The sequence below is a fragment of the Colwellia sp. SU-HH01172 genome, assembly GCF_057553355.1.
Genome location: NZ_BAAJMB010000007.1, coordinates 155,057 through 174,738 on the forward strand (window position 1 = coordinate 155,057; position 19,682 = coordinate 174,738).

Sequence of the window (19,682 nt, forward strand, 5' to 3'; positions counted from 1 at the left end):
AATAATTCCTGATGATTTAATTGAAATGTACTTTAAGGTGTATTTAGCATTGAGCAATGAAAATAAATTAACATTAGCAGGATTGGCAAAACTGGCGGGGGTGTCGACATCTACCGTTTCTCGAGCGTTAAAAGATAACCCATTAATAAAAAAAGAAACTCGTGAAAATTTGCAGTCATTGGCCAAGCAATACAACTTCAGTTTAAATCATGCGGCAAGTCGTTTACGCACACAAAAAACTAATGTGGTTGCGGTTATTTTGAATCTTGTCGATGATACCGATCAGAGTATTAGCGACCCCTTTCTACTCAAAGTGGTTGGTGATTTAAACCAAGCACTGAATCAACAAGGCTATGAATTGCTGCTATCTAATTCTTTAATGGCCAATGAAGATTGGGCAAATTACTTTATTAGCAGTAGTCGCGCTGACGGCATTATCGTTATTGGACAAGGCAAAAATACCGATAACGTAGAAAAAGTAGCTAAATCTGGCGCGCCCTTGGTGGTTTGGGGAGATCCTAAAGTTGAAGCAAGCTATGCCGTTGTTGGCAGTAATAATGACTTAGGCAGTTACTTGGCGACACAACACTTAATTGATGGTGGTTGTAAACGGATTTTATTTTTGGGTGATCCTGAGCATGCCGAAATGAGTGAGCGTTATAAGGGTTATAGTCGTGCGATAAAAGGTGCGAATTTAGCTGACAGTACCGAATTAACGCTATCGTGCGATATTACTAGTAAGGCGGCATACGAGGCAATTGATGTTGCAATTTTAGAGCAAGGTTTATTTTTTGATGGCATAGTTGCCACCAGTGACATGGTAGCATTAGGCGCATTGAAAGCACTGAAAGAGCGATATATAAATATTCCTAATGATGTTGGTATTGTCGGTTTTGATGATATTGCCATGGCCGAACTTTTTCATCCCGCTTTAACGACCGTTAAACAAGACACCAAAACGGCCGCGAAAATAATGGTTGCACAACTTTTAAAGCAATTTAATGGCGAAAATGCTGATTCAGCCGTGGTTGATATTGAATTAATAAAACGTAAATCTTCCCGTTAATCAGCGATACTTTACTTTTCATTGTTAAATACTCTGTAAAAATGCAAACGTTTGCATTTTTACAGAGTAGACTATAGACTAAGAGAAATGATAATGAAAAGTGAGTGATTTGATGTCTAGAACGATGACCATAACTGCAATTGCAGTTTGCTATTTTGTTTTTGCTATTTTACTTAACAGTGTTGGCACCGTCATCTTACAATCTATTCATAGTTTTGATGTTAGTAAAACACAAGCAAGCACATTAGAAGGTTTTAAAGACCTTTCTATTGCGTTAGTGTCGTTTTTTGTTGCTTCAATTATTCCGAGAATAGGCTATAAATTGGTATTGCTTATAGCCTTAGTTTTAGTAACGCTGGCTTGTATCGCAACGCCGCTTGTCGCAAATTTTCTGATAATAAAATTGTTGTTTGCCTGTATCGGTGTTTCTTTTGCCTTAGTTAAAGTTTCAGTCTATTCGATTATTGGTCAACTCTCATCTACGGTAAAATCACATTCTTCATTATTGAATACCATTGAAGGTATCTTCATGCTCGGTAGCCTGTCAGGTTATTGGCTATTTAGTTTCTATGTCAAGCCCAATGCAACAGAATTAACCGCATGGCTTGATGTGTATTACCCATTAGCCGGTTTAGTTGTATTCGCTGCTGTTTTGGTGGTTTTTTCGAAAATTGATAACAGCCAAGCACAAGGCCCGCAACACAGTATCATTAGCGATTTTATCGATATGCTGAAAATGAGTTATCAAAAATTGGTATTGATATTTGTGCTGTCGGTTTTCTTGTATGTGCTTATAGAGCAAGGAATAGGGACTTGGTTGCCAACATTTAATAGTGAAGTTATTGGCTTACCTAGTGATGTCAGCATTCAAATGACCAGTATATTTGCGGCCGCACTGGCGCTAGGAAGGTTGTTGGCGGGGCAAATTTTACGTTATATGAGTTGGTATTATTTTTTAAATATTTGTGTTGTTTCCATGGCCGTTATTATTTTAGTGCTGTTGCCACAAACTGATGTTGTCATCAATGGGCCGGTTGAGAGTGTGCTCGATGCGCCTGCGATTGCTTACCTGTTGCCGCTTATTGGTTTAATGATGGCACCAATTTATCCGGTACTAAATTCCGTGATGCTGAGTAGCTTAGCGCAGTCTAAGCATGCTGCTATGACTGGTCTTATTGTGGTTTTTTCCGCACTTGGTGGCACCACAGGATCAATCATTACTGGCTTTTCTTTTGAAAAACTAGGCGGGCAAGATGCGTTCTATTTGTTGCTTATTCCTATGTTACTTATCCTCATTAGCCTTTATTTCTTTAACCTAACAACGCAAAAAAATTCGCATAAATAGCGGACTTAACAGGTATTTAAATGACACAATCTGACAGTCTACAGCACAGAGCTAATGAAAATTTAGCTTTTTTTAGCAGTGAGCTTTTTAAAGTGGTGCAAACCAGCGGAATTTTTTCTGATAGTAAAATTTTCGCCGATGCTGTGCCTAAAAATAACTATGAGCATATTTTAACTCAATTCGAGCTTAACAACCCGGCTGAAAATAACGCGTCACTTCTAAGATTTATTGAACGTTATTTTGAGCTTCCAAGCCAGCAAGAGTCGGACTCAGCAAACCTGCATATTAATATTGAATTGCAGATCAAAAGCTTATGGCGCCACTTAGGGCGACAAGCTGATAAAAATCGCAGCGGCTCATTGTTACCGCTGAGCTCACATTATATAGTGCCGGGTGGTAGGTTTAGAGAAATTTACTATTGGGACAGTTATTTTACCGCATTAGGACTGATTGAATCAGGCAAGGTGTCAGTCGCTGAGTCAATGCTAGAAAACTTTATTGAGCTGCAAAGCCAGTATGGTTGTATTCCTAATGGTAATCGTAGCTACTATTTATCTCGATCGCAGCCGCCGATATTAGCCATGTTAGTTGAGCTGCTATTGCCATATCAGGTTGAGCCCGAAAAATTTATCCTTAAAACAATTACGGCCGTGATTAGGGAGTATGACTTTTGGATGGATGGCCATGAGCTATTAAATTCACAGCATGTTGAGTGTAAGCGTGTGGTCCGAATGCCAAATGGCAGTATATTAAATCGTTATTGGGACAATGAAGCGACGCCACGACCTGAATCATTTAATGAAGATATTGAATTAGCTGCAGGTTTATCAACAACAGAGGCCAGTGAGTTTTTCCGAAACATTAGAGCGGCGTGTGAGTCTGGTTGGGACTTTAGCTCGCGATGGATGCAGAAGCAAAATTCACTGACGAGTATAAGAACTACTCGCATCGTGCCAATTGATTTAAACAGCCTAATTTATAAAATGGAGTGTTTAGTCGCTGAGTTTTCCCTAATTATTGATGACAAAGTGCAAAGCAATAAGTTTGCTAATTATGCGCTGGAGCGTAAAAGTGCAATAAAGCAATATTTATGGTCTGAAGATGATCATTATTTTATGGACTTTGATCTCGATGAAAACACACAAAGCCCGATAAAGTCGTTGGCGGGAGTAATACCATTGTTTGTGGAACTCGCCAGTGAAGAACAGTCGGCGCTTATTACAAAAGAAATTTCAGAAACGTTTTTAAAAGTTGGTGGTTTAGTAACAACTAATATCGAAAGCTCTCAACAGTGGGACGCACCTAACGGCTGGGCACCTTTACAATGGTTTGCCGTTAAAGGCCTTCTTAATTATCAGCAACAGCCACTTGCCAAGCAGATCATGCTGCGTTGGCTTGATACCGTCAATCTATACTTTGAGCAAACAGGAAAGTTAATGGAAAAATACAATGTTTGCGATCAAGCATGTACCGCTGGTGGTGGCGAATATGATGTTCAGGAAGGGTTCGGCTGGACAAATGGCGTTTACCAAGCCTTTCTTAAAGAGTTAAAGGAACTTGGCTAATTGTTGTAGCCCATCGACTTTTTACGGGGAGTTTTATCATCATAACCGCAAGAAATTAAGCCTTCACCATCATTGATAGGAGGCTTCTAGTTAGTGACGCTTTCATTAAGGTAAGTGGCTTGCTTTCTTGCGTTTTGCTTAGCTTGAAATAGCGTTTTATTGGCAATACTCACTATTTTTATCAAGCTCCGTCTTTGTTCCTCCTTGCAAGACAAAACTAAACTATTCAGAGTGTTGGCAATAAGCGTTAGTGGATCGCTGTCAGCACGGTGGTTTAATGTTTCTGTCCTTTACTCTATCTAGTGAAAAATTAGTTATCTCAGCAGTAAAAGAGTGATTTTAGCCGTGTTCTAGACGCTGTTAATTGCATCTATTACTTATGATATTTAATATTTCCCTGCAATCACCTTCCCATTTTTACTTGCTACATCTTGTACCGCATATGAGACATATCTATAAACGTAGTGTCTCATTTTCGAAACACCATGTTATTGAAGTTATTAAAGTGTTTGCTTTAATTCTTTTGAAAACAATTGCTTAGGCTTTTTGTGAAGTTGGCATTTAACTTGTAATAGTAAGCCATAGTAAAGCGAAATAATTAGCACCTTGTTGAGGTAAAAATGGACACACAAAGGATAAAACCCAAGCAAGCATTTTGGAGAAAATATTGGTATTTATTGCCACTATTTATTTTCTGTGTTTTAAGTTGGAAATTCACACAATTTTTTGGTGATGCATCCTATATGGTTGAACACGAAAAACTGGTGACTGCGAAAGTTGAACAGGGTGTTTTCCAAGTAAATGTTCGCGCAACAGGGGTTTTAAAACCAGAAAATATTCGCTGGGTATCTGCACAAGTTTCTGGCCGTATTGAGCAAGTTTTTGTTAAAGCGGGCGCAAAAGTAAGCGCAGGAGATGTGCTCGTTACACTGAGTAACCCGGAACTTGAAAGAGAGTTAGAAAAAGCGCGTTGGGAATTACAAGCTAATAAGGCTGAAAATAATGCGGCTTATGTCTCGTTAGAGTCTCAGTTGGTTGATATTGAAAACTCAGTGGTTGCGGCAGAATATAACTATTTGTCTGCCAAGTTAAAGCTTGATGCTGAAACGGCCCTAATGGAGCAGGGTAATGCAACAGTGTCTGCATTAGATTATCAAAAAAGTCAGTTAGCGGTTAAGCAGCAAAAACAATATTGGTTGGCACAACAACAAAAAGTAGCAAAAATGAAATTAACCATGGCGGCAACTAAAGAAGCACAGCAAGCTCGGTTAGGGTTAATGGAGAACAATTATCAGCGTGTATTGGCGCAGGTTGAAGCCTTATCCGTTGTTGCTTCTACAACTGGCATTGTTCAGCAAGTGTCGTTAGAGCTTGGTGAGCGAACTCAAGTTGGTAGTAGTGTCGCGCTAATTGCTGATCAGCGTTCTTTATTTGCTGAGTTACAAGTTCAAGAAGTTAGGGTTAAGGACATTGTGCTAGGGCAAATGGTGAGTATTGATACTCGTACGAGTGAAATATTAGGAAAAGTAAGTCGAATTGACCCCGCTGTTAAAAATGGCATGGTGCAAGTCGATGTTAATATTATCGGCAACTTGCCTGCAGAAGCTCGTCCAGAGCTAACGGTTGATGGCTTAATTGAAATCAGCAATATCGAAAATGCGTTATATGTTAAGCGACCCGTTTATGCACCAAGAGATAGCCAAGTAGGCTTGTATAAAATAACTGAAGATCAGCAATTTGCTTTTAAGAAACAAGTCAGTTTAGGGCAAAGTTCAATTAACAAAATTCAGGTGTTATCAGGGCTTGTGGCTGGCGATGAAATTATTATTTCAGATACCAGCGGCTGGCAAGAACACCAACAAGTATTACTAAATTAATTATGATAAAAATAACGGCAACTAAGGACGTTCTATGAAAGCACTCATAAGTTTGCACCATGTTAGTAAAACATTTTTAACGGAAGAAATTGAAACCAGAGCACTAAACGATATTAGTCTAGAAATACATCAAGGTGAATATGTCGCGTTAAGTGGACAATCAGGTTGTGGTAAATCGACATTATTGTCTTTACTCGGTTTGCTTGATTCGACAACATCGGGTCAGTATTTATTGGCAGAAAATGATGTTTCGTCGCTGAGTCGGAATCAAAGAGCGGGTATTAGGAGTAAAGAAATTGGGTTTGTATTTCAATCATTTAATCTAATTTCTGATTTAACGGTTTTAGAAAATGTGATGCTACCGCTAACCTATCAGTCAGGTTTGTCTAAAACGGTTATTGAGAACAAAGCCAAAGCAGTGTTAGACAAAGTTGAAATGGGACATCGTAAAAATCATTTTCCATCACAACTTTCAGGTGGCCAACAGCAGCGCGTAGCGGTTGCTAGAGCTTTAGTAAATGACCCGAAAATAATTTTAGCTGATGAGCCTACTGGGAATTTAGACTCGAAAAATGCTGAGTCAGTATTACAGTTGTTTGAACAGCTGCACCGTGAAGGAGCAACTATTTGTATGGTGACTCATGATCCAGCTTCCGCGAAACGAGCCAGCAGATGTTTAGAGATGTTTGATGGTCGCTTAATTAAAGATACTCAGAATAAATCAGATAGCCCTGTTTCAGTATCTAGTATCGAAATGGCAGCGGGGTAATAATTATGTCGGTTTGGCTCGATATTAAATATGCGTTGCGCTTGTTGTTTAGTGCGCCTAAATTTACCGCGATGACGCTTTGCGTTTTGGTTGGTGGCTTGTCTATTAGCTTATTCACCTTTTCATTTCTGTATAGCACCATTTATAAACCTTTACCGATCCCTGAAGGCGATACAGCCAAAGCCGTTGCCGTGTTTGAAGATGGCAAGTATCGCTATATTCGTAGTTTTGAATATCAAGCTATTAAAGATAATATTTCCAGCTTTGCGGAATTTGGTGTTTATGATAATGCCGATATACGTATTAATGTGAAAGAGTCGGGCAAAAGCTATTACGGCAGTTATGTACGTGCTGGTTTTTTTGAATTTAGCCGGATTCAGCCGATATTAGGTCGGGTGATTAATGCTGAAGATACCCGAGCTGGCGCACCGTCAGTTGCTGTTATTAGTTATGATGTTTGGCAGAATGAATTTAACGGCAATGTCGATATTTTAAAGGAAAGTGTAAGAATTGATGGTGAATTAGCCGATATTGTTGGGGTAATGCCAAAGGATTATCGTTTTCCTAATGCATCAAAAATTTGGCTGCCAATGCCAGATACTGTGTTAATGGAAAGCCCTAAATACAGTGCTTATTTATATGGTTTTGGTCGACTTAAAGATGATGTTGAAATCAAACAAGCCGAACAAGAATTAACGCAGCTTATCAACCAAGTGTATCAACAAAATGTCAGTTTATTTGACCTACCTAAAGTACAAAAAAACGTTAAGTTATTAACGTTTCAAATGGCACAAACGGGTAATGATGGTGGCATCGCCTTTGCTGGTTTAATGACCATTTCAATGCTAATTCTGCTGCTAGCCTGTATCAATGTTGGCAATTTATTATTGGCGCGATCAATTGAGCGCCAAAAAGAAACGGCAATAAGAGCGGCATTAGGGGCAAGTACAACGCGGTTAGTGAGTCAATTATTGTGGGAAGGTGTGATCATTGCCAGTGTTGGTGGTTTGTTGTCTGTTTTGTTAGTGGGCGCGGCACTCGATTACACTGAGGTCGCTATTCACTCTTGGTTGCCTGATGGTGGTTCGTTTTGGTGGCATTATGGTATGGACAGTGCCACTTTGTTGATGGCTGTGGTGTTTACTTTGGTAACTATTATGCTGTCTGCTTTTCTACCGGCTTGGCGTTCGGCACACCAAGATATTAATATCACCTTAAGAGACGGTACTCGCGGCGCACAAAGTAAAAAAGCTGGTAAAGTTTCTCGCATATTAGTGACAACACAAGTCTTTTTAGTCGCGTTGCTGATGTTAATTGGTTCAATCACTGCTTTTATTGCACATAAGCTTATTAACTTAGACATGGGAGATGATTATACCAATGTAATGACTGCTCGTTTTACCATTCCGGAAAATAAATATCCTGATCAACAGCAGCAATTAGGGTTGTTGAATTCGTTGATTAGTGAATTAAAGCAGCAGCCTAATTTGGTTGACGTTATTAGCCACAACTGGATTGGTGCCTCAAAAGTGATGTTAGAGGGGCATGAATATTTAACGGAAGAAGACAAGCTAAATATTGATGTTGTTGCCATTATTGGCGATAGCGGCACTGTGGGTATTGACTTAGTTGCAGGGCGACAATTTACTCATTTAGACAAAGTTGGAAATCGTAAAACGGCCATCATTAGCCAGTCAATGGCAAAGCGTTATTGGCCAGGAGAATCGGTACTTGAAAAAAGTTTTATCGTCAATGTTGATGGTGTTGATGAACAAGTTTTTATTGTTGGGGTTGTGTCAAATCGCATGAACGCAAGTGCCATGTTTGGCAGCCTAGATAGTGCCGATGAAATTTATTTATCTGGGCTGCAGTTTGTCGATCCATTTCAAGTGTTGCTTTATAAAACACAGCCAAATACTCAGCAAGCTGAAGAAATATTTTATCAGGCTATGTTTGCCACCGATAGAAATATCGAGCTTCTTTATGCCGTGCAACCAGCCAGTGAAAATCGTAATAAAATGCGTGAATCAATGGGGTTAATGTCGAACATTACCTTTGGCACTGGTTTTTTTGCACTGTTACTTGCTATGGTGGGAATTTATGGTTTAACAGCAAATTCTGTTGCGCAGCGCACTCATGAGGTTGGTATTAGGCGTGCTGTAGGTGCCAGCGATGCTAATATATTGACCATGTTTCTTACACAGGGCGCTAAGCAACTGTTTATTGGCTTAGGCCTAGCTTTGAGTATTTTTACGGTTATTGCATTTGGCTTTCATAAGCTGACTGAAGGCATATTCCCTATTTACATTTACTTTACTCAGGCACTGACCGTGGTTGTTGGTTTAAGCTTAGTGGTGATGTTTGCGATATATATGCCGAGCAAAAAATCTGTGACTATGGAGCCAAGTATGGCGCTACGTTACGAATAAGCTTTATAAAAAAGATATATCCTATATATTTTAGGGTATATCAATACTCATTTAGATAAAGTGGATAAATTTGCGAGTTATGCGGTAAATATGAAAAGAATTTTAATAGCTGATGACGATATAAATATAATCGCAGGTCTGAAGTTTCTTTTAGCTGACTATGGTTATGAGACCTTAACGGTAACCACGCCACAAGCGGCGTTAGAAAGTGTTGAAAAACAGTCAATAGACTTAATTTTATTGGATATGAATTTTCAGCAAGATACCACTTCTGGGCAAGAAGGTATTGAGTTAGTAAAGAAAATATCGGCAACAGGCTTAGGTATTCCAATTGTGGTGATGACAGGCTGGGCCACCATAGATATTGCAGTTGAGGCAATGCAAGCTGGCGCCAAAGATTTTGTTCAAAAGCCTTGGCAAAATGAACGCATTGTCAGTGCTATTGAAACACAAATTGCACTGGCCAGCTCTGGACGTTCGGTGCAGCGTCTTAGTCAACAGAACCAAATATTGACATCGCAAGCTCACCCGAATGATAGAGCTGGCATTATTGCTAACTCAGCTGCTATGCAAGAACTTCTTAATAGTTTAGAAAGCTTGGCTCAGAGTGATATGAGTATTTTACTCACCGGCGATAATGGCACTGGCAAAAGTATGCTTGCAGCATATGTTCATAAGGTGTCAGCGCGAGCTAAATACTCTTTTGTGCCAGTGAATATGGGGGCTATTCCTGCTAGTTTATTTGAAAGTGAAATGTTTGGTCATGTTAAAGGCGCGTTTACTGATGCGAAAGAAAATCGCATTGGTCGTTTCGAGATGGCGGAAAATGGTACCTTGTTTCTTGATGAATTAGCAAATATTCCGCTGGCCCAGCAGGCCAAACTCTTAAGAGTACTAGAAGAACAGAAGTTTGAAGCGGTGGGCAGCAATAAGTCATTACATGCTAATGTTAGGGTGATATCCGCGACAAATAGCGATTTGCAAAATGATATTACTGAAAATCGATTCAGACAAGATCTTTACTTTCGCCTGAATACCATTGAATTGAGAGTACCGTCGTTAGCTGAGCGTATCGACGATATTCCAGATCTAGCCCAGCATTTTCTTAAAGTGTTTAGTGGTAAATACCATAAAAATTGTCCCTTATTGTCAAAAGAAGCATTGATGAAGCTGCAAAGCTATCACTGGCCAGGGAATATTCGTGAATTAAGCCATACAATGGAAAGGCTGTTATTTACTTGTACACAAGAAATTATTAAAGCTGAAAATATTAGTTTAACTATGCCTGAACAAAGTAACAGCCAAAACTCAGCGTTAGACAATGGTCAATTAACCCTTGAACAGGTTGAAAAAAATACGATGGTTGAGCGGTTGCGATTACATAACAATAATGCGACAGAAACAGCTAAGTCGCTAGGGTTAAGTCGTAGTGGTTATTACCGAAGAATGGCTAAATATGAGTTGGATTAATAAGCACTGGCAAGCTGTCAAAATAAACCTTAAGCAATATCAAATCGGTCAACAAGATAAACTTATTTTGTTAATCATTTTTCCTTGTGTGTTGATCACAATATTCTCGTTATTGTCGACTAATGCCTCACCCTACTTAATTGCTTTTATTTTAGTTTGTCTGAGCTTGTTATCTAGCTATGTTTTCATTGCCACTCGAAACTTGGCCCACTATCAAATAAGAACGTTAGCCAATTTAATTGAATCTATGATTGATGGAGACTACTCACTGCGTGGTCGACTTAAGGGTAATCAAGCATTTCATGAATTGTTGCTATTAATTAATAATTTATCAGAGACACTGGCGCAACATAAGGTGTCGGCAACCGAGTCGCGAATTTTACTTGAACTGATTGTTGAACAAATGGACGCCATGGTTTTAGCGACAGATCCTGATGGTAAGTTGGTTATGGCAAATGCGTCTGCTAAAGCTTTGTTGCTAAATAACATCGAGAATATTGCCGGAATATCACTGGGTGATTTAATGCTGGGAAAGAAGCTGCAAGATGCTGAATCAGGAATTATCGAGTTTACGTCGGCGGTCAATGATAACGCAGAGTCATCGTTAGCTTTTGAAGGTGATTTTTTTCTGCATAAAGAAAGCTTTTTACGCGATGGACAGCCGCATAAACTTTATTTATTGACCAACGCAGAACGTTTACTCATGGAAAAAGAACGTAATGCTTGGCAAAGTGTTTTACGGGTACTTAGCCATGAAATTAATAATTCTTTAACGCCAATCTCAACGATTAGTCAATCAGTACAAGCTAAGCTGCAGCGCAGTATTGATAGCGATATTGCTTTTAGTCGACAAGGTTTAGTTGATGGTATGAATATCATCAATGAGCGGGCGGATTCATTGAGTGGTTTTATCGCCAGCTATAGCCAATTAGCACATTTACCTAAACCGATATTTAAACTTACTCGCTTACGAACATTGATTGAAAAGCTGGCAAAGTTATTCCCTAGCTGTGATTTTAAAATTGCCGATAGCACCAATATCAAGCTGATGGTCGATAATAAACAGCTTGAGCAAGTCCTAATAAACTTATTTAAAAATGCCATTGATGCGATGGTAGAAAATGAACGAAAATTAATAGAAATACATTGCCGAGCGCAACAACAATGGCAACAAATTGTTATTAGCGATTATGGCTGTGGCGTGGCCAATATTGATAATTTATTTGTGCCATTTTATACCACGAAAACACAAGGGAGCGGCATTGGCTTGGCCTTATGTCGACAAATAATGTTTAGTCACCATGGTCATATTAAAATACAAAATAGAAGTGAAAAAAACGGTGTTGAAGTGATTATTTCTTTGCCTATTTAAATACTTTTTCGGGCCATTGTTATTGTTCGCCATAAGTGTTTGCTTACCTAAAACAATAAGTTTTAGTCATCTATATTGTTACTTTCATCAGTCCGTATATTCGGCTGTTAATTAATAATCTAACCGAGTGTGAAAATATATATTTTTTATCGCCGACTAAACTTTTCTTGCTGATCAGCCATGAGGTGAAACTATAAGCATTTAACTGCTTGCTTTGTTACTCTCTTCATCTCGAGTTCAGGTTAATAAGTCATTAACGTGAGATTCTTAGAGGGAAACTTGGAAAGATATGACGTTTATTGATAAATTTATCTAAAATCATCGCTTAAGCGATGATTTTAGATATGTTGCTGAGAAGCACTTTATACCACTTGCTAAAATGATAATGCAGCAACCGTCAAGGTGCTCACAACCTTTATTTGTTGGCATTAATGGCTGCCAAGGCTCAGGAAAGTCCACTTTAGCGGCATTTATCGCTCACTATTTAACGCTACACTATAAGGTCAAAGTCGTTACTCTTTCACTGGATGATTTTTATTTAAATCAACAATCACGTAAGCAATTAGCACAAACAATTCACCCATTGTTAAAAACTCGTGGCGTGCCAGGAACGCATAATACTGAGCAATTAGCACAAGTTTTACATTCGTTGAAATGCAATCATGGAAAGATTAGCTTACCGAGATTCTCTAAAATTACGGATAACCCGAGCAAGGCTGAATTCGCTGAGCTGCCAGTTGAAATTGTGCTGATGGAAGGTTGGTGCTGGGGTGTTGAAGGGCAGAGTGCGAGCCAGTTAATCAAACCTTGTAACTCAATGGAGATAAATGATGACAAAGAACGGGTTTGGCGTGAATACGTAAATCAACAATTAACCATAAATTATCAGCCCTTGTACGAGATGATGAGTTATTGGCTTTTTTTACAAGCTCCTTCGTTTGACTGTGTTGAGCAATGGCGTTGGCAGCAAGAACAAAGCCTGATTGAGAAAAATAACGGTGTTGTTACTGATGATATGATGTCTGCAGAGCAGGTACAGCAGTTTAGTCTGTTGTTTCAGCGACTAACTGAACATGCCTTAGTAACCATGGAAAATAAGGCCGATGTCGTTGTTTGCTTGGACAAGTTGAGAAAAGTTATAGAAGTTAAATATTAGGCTTAACGACAATGAAGATGTTTTTGAAATTGGGTTGTTTTTAAACGTTGTAGATAAATAAGGCAAGCAGTGGGGAGACTGCTTGCCTTGTTTCTTTTCATAAATATTAAATAATCTAACTACTGATTACGCTATAGTTTTGCTTTTTCTACGTAAGCCAAAGCATGCAACTAAACCTAGCGTTAACCAGCCGAATGAACCTGAAGATTTCTTCTTCTCTTCTTCAAATACACAACTTCCGTTGTCTTGGTTCGCTGCTGAATCAAAGTTTGTTGCTGAACTATCGGTACAACCTAATTCAATGCCATCAGACTTAACCATCAGCATAAAGCTAGTTGTTGCTTTATCTGTTGCCACATCTACATCAGTTACGGTTACTGTTACTTCTGATTCACCGTGGTAATTTGCTTTAGGTGTAACCGTTAAGGTTGCTCCTGCTGCGGTGTCTACTGAAGTAAAGCTAGCAATTGCATCGCCAGATACCGATACGGTATTTGCCGTGTTTAGGTCATCAACAAATACAACATTAATATCAAAGTTAGCATTTTCATCAATTTCCATATCATTTAACGCTGCAACGGTAATGTTGCTGTTAATGGCAATGGTTTTACTCATGTTAATGTCTGCCATGCCTTCAATGCTAGAAACTGCAGAAAATTCAAGGTTACGACCTGAAAAGTCTTCAGTAATATCAAAGTCTAACGTCACGGTAAATTGTGAAGATTCTGGACCAACATAGTCATAACAAACGATTAAATCATCTTTAATGACTTCATCTAAGTTATCCCACGCAAACTGTTCACCTTTGTAGCCAGTTAATGGGCCGTAAGCATCAAATTTACCAGAATAGCCTTTAATACCGATTGAACCACGACCGTCAGTGCTACCAAAGTCGATATTGTCGTAAGCCATGATTAATTCATATTGACCGTCATTATGGCGAACGTTAGCGTTGATAAGCACTTCAAAATCAAAGCTGTTGTCACGACGATCCCAAAGTGTTTTACCTGCTGCCCAATCTTGGCCCGCATAGGCGTAATCACTTGCGTTATCCCACTCAATAATTGCCCAACCGTCACCGGTAAAGGCCATTGACACACCTGAATTCCAATCTAACTCAGTATTAAATGATTCTCTGTTAGTGATTGGATTACCTGCACGCCATAGTGGTGCAATAATTTCGTCTGGGAAACCATCAAATGGTAGTGGGAAGTAGAAATCCCAAAACATAGGACGTTGGTCAAACATGATTGCGCCATTACCACCAATTTTAACTACGTCAGCCGCGTAGCTTTCATCGTTATTGTAAAGGTGAAATGAGTCTGTGTAGCCGCCGAAAAGGACTGATGTTTCAAGTACATTAGTATTTGCCCATCTAAAGCCAACATTGGTGTTGTTACCGTTTTCGTCTAAACCAGCAAAAGCCGGATAAATACCAAAATCCTCTAAGTTGATATAACCACCTGGGTTACTGTTGCCAACATCAGGAACCATACACATTGCGTTAGTGTCATTAGTGGTAATGTCGTAATGAGGAACAACGGTACCGGTATCAGGTTGCGTACCTGAAATGGTTAAGATGTTGCCTTCAACGCTAAGCGTTGCAGCATCAGCATTTGATTTAGCTAAGTCATTATCGGTTAATACTACACCTTCAGGTAATGTTGTTGTGATGGTGAAATCACGGTCAGCACCTGACTTGTTAGCTAGAACATTGAAACTAACTGCTATGTTATCACCCGCTTTACCAGCGCTTTGAGTACTTGTCATGCTAACGTCATTAACACCACGTGTTAGCATAAAGCCGATAGTACCTAAGTTTCCAGCATTTGCTTCTGAAGTACCAACATCAACAGCTGTGTAGTACATGTCACCTTCGGCCATTGCCATGTTCCAGTTAACATCTAAGTCAACGGTATCTGTACCGTCACTTGCAGGTAATTCCGCGGTCATGTTGCTCGCAACTTCATTTGGAACAACTGCCGTTGCTAAGGTAAATGTTTCTGGAATTAACGGAAATTCACCATACATATTATTTGGGTTGTGAAGTATCGCCCAATATGTACCTGGCTCAGGATCATTTAAGTTACAGAAATTATCATGACTTGGTGAGTTTGATAAACATAGGATTTCCGTTGCTGGCTCAATTTTGCCATCGCCGTCATAATCTTTACCCATGTAAAGCCTAACATTACCTTGTTCGAACGTACCTTTTGCTTCTGACTCAGTTAGGCCTAACGTTTCAATAACTAAGCGCTTAGTGTTCGCTGGAACTTCGATAAGCTTAGTGAAGGTTGCGTCTTCATCAATAGCAAATTTTGTTATATCTTCAGGATCTGGTCTATTGATCATCCACGGCTCGATATTGTCATCGTCTTTGTGTAGAACAATACTTTCAACTTCTGCTTTTACTGGTGTATAAACGCGACCAACAGGGTTATCTGATTTTGGTACGCGAATACCGCTGATACGATAAGAACTTTCGTCACGATGGGCACTAGCTGAAACACGAGATGGCAATTCACCGGCATCGTAACTAAATGCCATTGGCCAACGAGAATCAGGAATACTGTCATCTTCAGCTGTTAATACTAACGCTGAATGTAGTTCACCTTCACCATTGCCCCAAATACCTTGTGCAGCTGCAACAGACGCTTTAACCACAATCGTTTGAGTTTCACCCGCTTTTAAGGTAAATGTTGATGGTGACGCTTCAATAGTGATACCTTGTTCATCAGTTTGGATGTTCATATCGAACGCCCAACTGCGAACGGCTTCATTTGAAACTGTCCACGTACCGTCACGTGTTGCTTTTACCGTTCTTATCCATGAACACTCTGGTGAACAGCTAAAATCAACAAGGTTTGGCATATTAAGTTTATGCGGAGTACCACCGTTATAAGGGTCTGCTAACTTAAAGTTTTCAGCGGTTTCGTTCATCACTAAACCGGCTTGTACGGCATTTGCAACATTAATACGACCTGAGCCTGCGCGATAAATTTCAGCTTTGCCTATTACATCATTCTCATCGTTTAAGCGGTGGTACTGCACAACATTGTCAGCTGTCATTGCTAACGCTGACTGTACTTCTGCAGCGGTCCATGTTGGATTTGCTTGACGTATTAATGCCATTGAACCGGCAACGTGCGGAGAGGCCATTGACGTACCACTAATCGCAATATAGTCGGTACCAAAAGGGGTTGTTAGGAATGGATTTTCATCAGAATAAGCGGCATAAACATCAACACCTGGCGCTGCTAATGTTGGTGCCAGTGTTTCGATATTGCGATATGACGGGCCACGCGATGAGAAATCTGCTAACCAGTCGCCATTTTCTTCGTCGATTCTACGCTCTACAACCGTCGCTTTAATGGTGATTTGGTGACCCATTTCATCATAAGAATCGATCCAGTCAGCAATACCATCGGTGTTGTTTGGATCTTGCCAACCAAAATCTTTACCGTGAAATTGCTCACTAGTAAAATGCACTGATGGGATAACATAGCTATCGGCAACTGTGCCTTGCGTTGGATCGGCATTGTATAAGATAAAACCGTCTGCACCACCAGCTTGAACATTTTCAGCTTTTGCCGTTCTCGCGTTAGCGGCGGCATCCGTTGGATAATGGCGTTGACATACAACGATGACATTAGTTGAACCGTCAGCGGCTCCTGGAATTGCCGTACCATCTTTAAAGAAGTCAAAAGTACCGGCAGGGTAACTATCGACACAGTAACCACTCCAATCTTGTGCACCACTAGAGTCAACATAGTCTTTTGCCCACACTACCACACCACTTAATTCTGTGGTGTTGATTGAACCACCTAAAACTGGATGGTCGATACCCGGTGGAATTTCGCTACCTAAAGCAGGGTCAATAAAGCCATTATATTCAACCGAAGTTTCAATGACTATTTCTCTATCATGTGTGGTTGCAGCAACTTGTGCTAACCAAGGTGAAGAATTGTCAACAGCGCCCATACATTCGTCATAGCCACAATTTTGGCCACCATTACCGGCAGCAGCAGCTACGTTGATTCCTGCTTCACGGGCAGATAAAAAGGCCAGCTGGACATCATCAGCCCAAACATTTTTATCTTGGCCACCAATAGAAAAGTTTATAACATCTACACCATCAGTAATAGCATCTTCAATACTAGAAACTAGCGCTTCACCCGGACAGCCTTGTTTATTTTCATCGTTGTTACCAACACATACTTGGTACGCAATAATGTTTGCATGTGGCGCAACACCAGAGATAACTGGAAATAGATCAGCTTTAACTAAGTCTCCGTCAGCTTTACCATCAGCACCCGCAATTTGCGTTTTAACGAAATCGACGTCGTGTAATACGTTACCAGCAGCCGTTGATGCGGTGTGAGAGCCATGGCCTTGGTAATCTTCACCAATTGCTGGCCAGTCGGCACGAAATTCTTTATGAACATCAGTAACAGATTTATAAGTACGTATACCGATTAATTTATCATTACAGCTAATAAACTCTTTCAGTTTGTCATCAGCACAATTCCCGACGTAATTACCTGTGCCCCATGGGTTGACGTGATCGTAACCATCATCACCAATATCTGCAAACGAAGGGTGATCACTGTTTACACCGGTATCAATTACGGCAATGATTTGACCTTCACCCTTGTATTCCATCTGATCAACAGTAGCAGTACCTGTCCAAACTTGATCAGCGCCAATTTGTTTTGGCCCTTGATCTGATAATAAATTATAGAGCTTTGAACGTTGAACATGAGCAACATTACCCATACTAGCAACTTGTTTAGCTTGCTCTTGAGTCATGGTCATTGAAAAACCATTAAGCGCTTTGGTGAATTGTTCTCTTACTTCGCTGCTACCGGTAACGCGTTGCACTTCGCTGATGACATTGTGTTGGGTTGCTAGTAATTGTTGTTCATATTTTTTTGCGGCGTTAATCGTAGTTTTGCCATTTGTGTATAGCTTACTAACGCCTTTGCTTTGCATTTCTTGTGCGATTGCTGAATTAAGGTCATTGGCAACAATAGCAACCGGCTGATCAACTAAGCGCACAATGTAGGTATGTTCACCAGTAATATCTGCTTCTTCGACAAATTTACCGTCTTGTCTATTAATGTGGACATTAAGGCCATCGTTTCGCAACATGTTTTGCTGCGACGATAATTCTACTTGTTGACGCTGCTTAATTTGTTCGGCGGTAACTTTGAGCGGCTGCAATTTTTGCGCTGCCGATAGCGGTGCAGCAGCATAAGCTGCGCCAGCGCTATATGCGGCAACACTAATAGCTATAGCTATTTTTTTTAGTTTCATTTTATTTTCTCTCTCGTTTTATTCTTTGCGTTTAAATACGCAATTCGCTTGAAAGTAACGCATAAAATGAACAGGGAAAATGTACAACTTTGTATCGTTTTGAATATATTTATCGGATCGCACCGATTAGCGTTAGCGGTATTTTTGACTTAGTGGTAAGCCAGTTCTGTGTTTGGCCTTAACATCATATGGTTGTTAAAGGGAAACTGTTACAATTGTACAAAAGTGTAGCGTTTGTACAAAATTGTAACGATATTATTGTCGGATTATTTTTTTATTTTTATTTTAAGTTATTGATTTTAAGAGTTTATGTTTTTTGATTCAGATTGTAAGGGTAAAAAAAATAGAATTGTGTAACTTGCGTTGTTTGTAATTATTTATGCATGTTGTTACATTGACTGCGGTTAATATTTAACTTATTTCGTCATTTTTCCCAATACTTTTAGTAAATTGAATTCATGAAATTTTTCTTTATAGCGTTATTTTTTTTGCTGATGACAACGTTTTCTAGTGACAGCAGCGGAACAGAAAATTCTGCTCAATTGGTTGATACCAATGAGTGGCAGCTCGGCGTAACTTTAGGTTATGGTCAACTTAAACAGCCCCTTGCTCAACAAGAAAATATTAAGTTATTTCTTATCCCTGATATTCGCTATTACGGTGAGAGATTATCTGTAGAAAACTTAAATGTTTCTTATGCATTATCTGAACAACCTAACTTTGTTGTTGAATTGGTTGGCAAACAAAATTTTGATGGCATTTATTTTCCCGGTGAACATCGTAATGCTTTCGCTGCCGTTGCTGCCAGCGGACCTTTCATTAGACAACCTATGTCTAATAGCAAAATATTACACGATGCTGTGGCAGCGGAAAAAGTTCCGCCTAAACATAAGTCGATGTCGTATATGGCCGGAGCAGAGTTTCGTTGGTACGGTAAAATCGATTATTATTTAACAACACTATTTGACGTCAGTAATGTGCATAATGGTTATGAAATAGATTTTAGTTTGCATTTTCAGCATCAAATAGGCGTGATGAATGCTGACTTTGAAATGGGCATTATTCATAAAAGTGATAAAATGAGTAATTATTACTATGGTGTTGATTATGCTCAATATGAGCAAAACAATCATCATTTAGCAAGCACTAACAATTACTATCTACAATACACCACAGCTTATTCATTGTCGGAGCAATGGTTTGCGCTTGCCGTCGTTAAACAACAATGGTTAGACCCAGACATCCGTCGTAGTCCCATTATCAATCGTTCGAATATCTTGTCATATTTCGTCGGTATTAAGTATATGTACTAATATT

The 19,682-nt window shown here is 39.5% G+C and carries 11 protein-coding genes; 10 read left to right on the forward strand and 1 reads right to left on the reverse strand.

What is annotated here, in order from left to right; all coding sequences use genetic code 11:
- The first annotated feature begins 49 nt into the window (after window positions 1-49).
- The 9 genes from AC27JP_RS17060 (at window position 50) to AC27JP_RS17100 (ending at window position 13,049) form a co-directional block, all read left to right on the forward strand.
- The gene (locus tag AC27JP_RS17060; protein ID WP_487117130.1) at window positions 50-1,066 is read left to right on the forward strand and encodes a LacI family DNA-binding transcriptional regulator; all 1,017 of its coding nucleotides are present in this window, start codon (window positions 50-52) and stop codon (window positions 1,064-1,066) included.
- 112 nt (window positions 1,067-1,178) lie between these two features.
- The gene (locus AC27JP_RS17065) at window positions 1,179-2,411 is read left to right on the forward strand and encodes an MFS transporter (RefSeq protein ID WP_487117131.1); all 1,233 of its coding nucleotides are present in this window, start codon (window positions 1,179-1,181) and stop codon (window positions 2,409-2,411) included.
- A gap of 20 nt (window positions 2,412-2,431) precedes the next feature.
- Window positions 2,432-3,976, forward strand: coding sequence for an alpha,alpha-trehalase TreF (gene treF, locus AC27JP_RS17070; protein WP_487117132.1), 1,545 nt, complete (start codon window positions 2,432-2,434; stop codon window positions 3,974-3,976).
- 620 nt (window positions 3,977-4,596) lie between these two features.
- The gene (locus AC27JP_RS17075; protein WP_487117133.1) at window positions 4,597-5,853 is read left to right on the forward strand and encodes an efflux RND transporter periplasmic adaptor subunit; all 1,257 of its coding nucleotides are present in this window, start codon (window positions 4,597-4,599) and stop codon (window positions 5,851-5,853) included.
- A gap of 34 nt (window positions 5,854-5,887) precedes the next feature.
- Window positions 5,888-6,622 carry an ABC transporter ATP-binding protein gene (locus AC27JP_RS17080; protein ID WP_487117134.1) on the forward strand — a complete coding sequence of 245 codons (735 nt, stop codon included), beginning with the start codon at window positions 5,888-5,890 and terminating at the stop codon, window positions 6,620-6,622.
- Between the two features lie 5 nt (window positions 6,623-6,627).
- Complete coding sequence (locus AC27JP_RS17085; RefSeq protein WP_487117135.1) at window positions 6,628-9,051, forward strand: FtsX-like permease family protein; 2,424 nt, start codon at window positions 6,628-6,630, stop codon at window positions 9,049-9,051.
- Window positions 9,052-9,141: 90 nt separating this feature from the next.
- The gene (locus AC27JP_RS17090) at window positions 9,142-10,521 is read left to right on the forward strand and encodes a sigma-54-dependent transcriptional regulator (RefSeq protein ID WP_487117136.1); all 1,380 of its coding nucleotides are present in this window, start codon (window positions 9,142-9,144) and stop codon (window positions 10,519-10,521) included.
- A complete protein-coding gene (locus tag AC27JP_RS17095) occupies window positions 10,508-11,893 on the forward strand; it encodes a sensor histidine kinase (RefSeq protein ID WP_487117137.1) in 1,386 nt (461 codons plus the stop codon). The genes AC27JP_RS17090 and AC27JP_RS17095 overlap by 14 nt, the downstream gene beginning before the upstream one ends.
- Before the next feature lie 379 nt (window positions 11,894-12,272).
- Window positions 12,273-13,049, forward strand: a complete 777-nt coding sequence (locus AC27JP_RS17100; protein WP_487117138.1) for a P-loop NTPase fold protein — start codon at window positions 12,273-12,275, stop codon at window positions 13,047-13,049.
- A 126-nt stretch (window positions 13,050-13,175) separates the two neighbouring features.
- On the opposite strand, the gene AC27JP_RS17105 is transcribed toward AC27JP_RS17100, so the two are convergent.
- On the reverse strand, window positions 13,176-18,365 hold the full coding sequence (locus AC27JP_RS17105) for a S8 family serine peptidase (protein ID WP_487117139.1): 5,190 nt from the start codon (window positions 18,363-18,365) through the stop codon (window positions 13,176-13,178).
- Between the two features lie 458 nt (window positions 18,366-18,823).
- On the opposite strand from AC27JP_RS17105, the gene AC27JP_RS17110 reads away from it, so the two are divergent.
- Entirely contained in the window at window positions 18,824-19,678 is an 855-nt protein-coding gene (locus tag AC27JP_RS17110; protein WP_487117140.1) for a MipA/OmpV family protein, read from the forward strand.
- The last annotated feature ends 4 nt before the right edge of the window (window positions 19,679-19,682 follow it).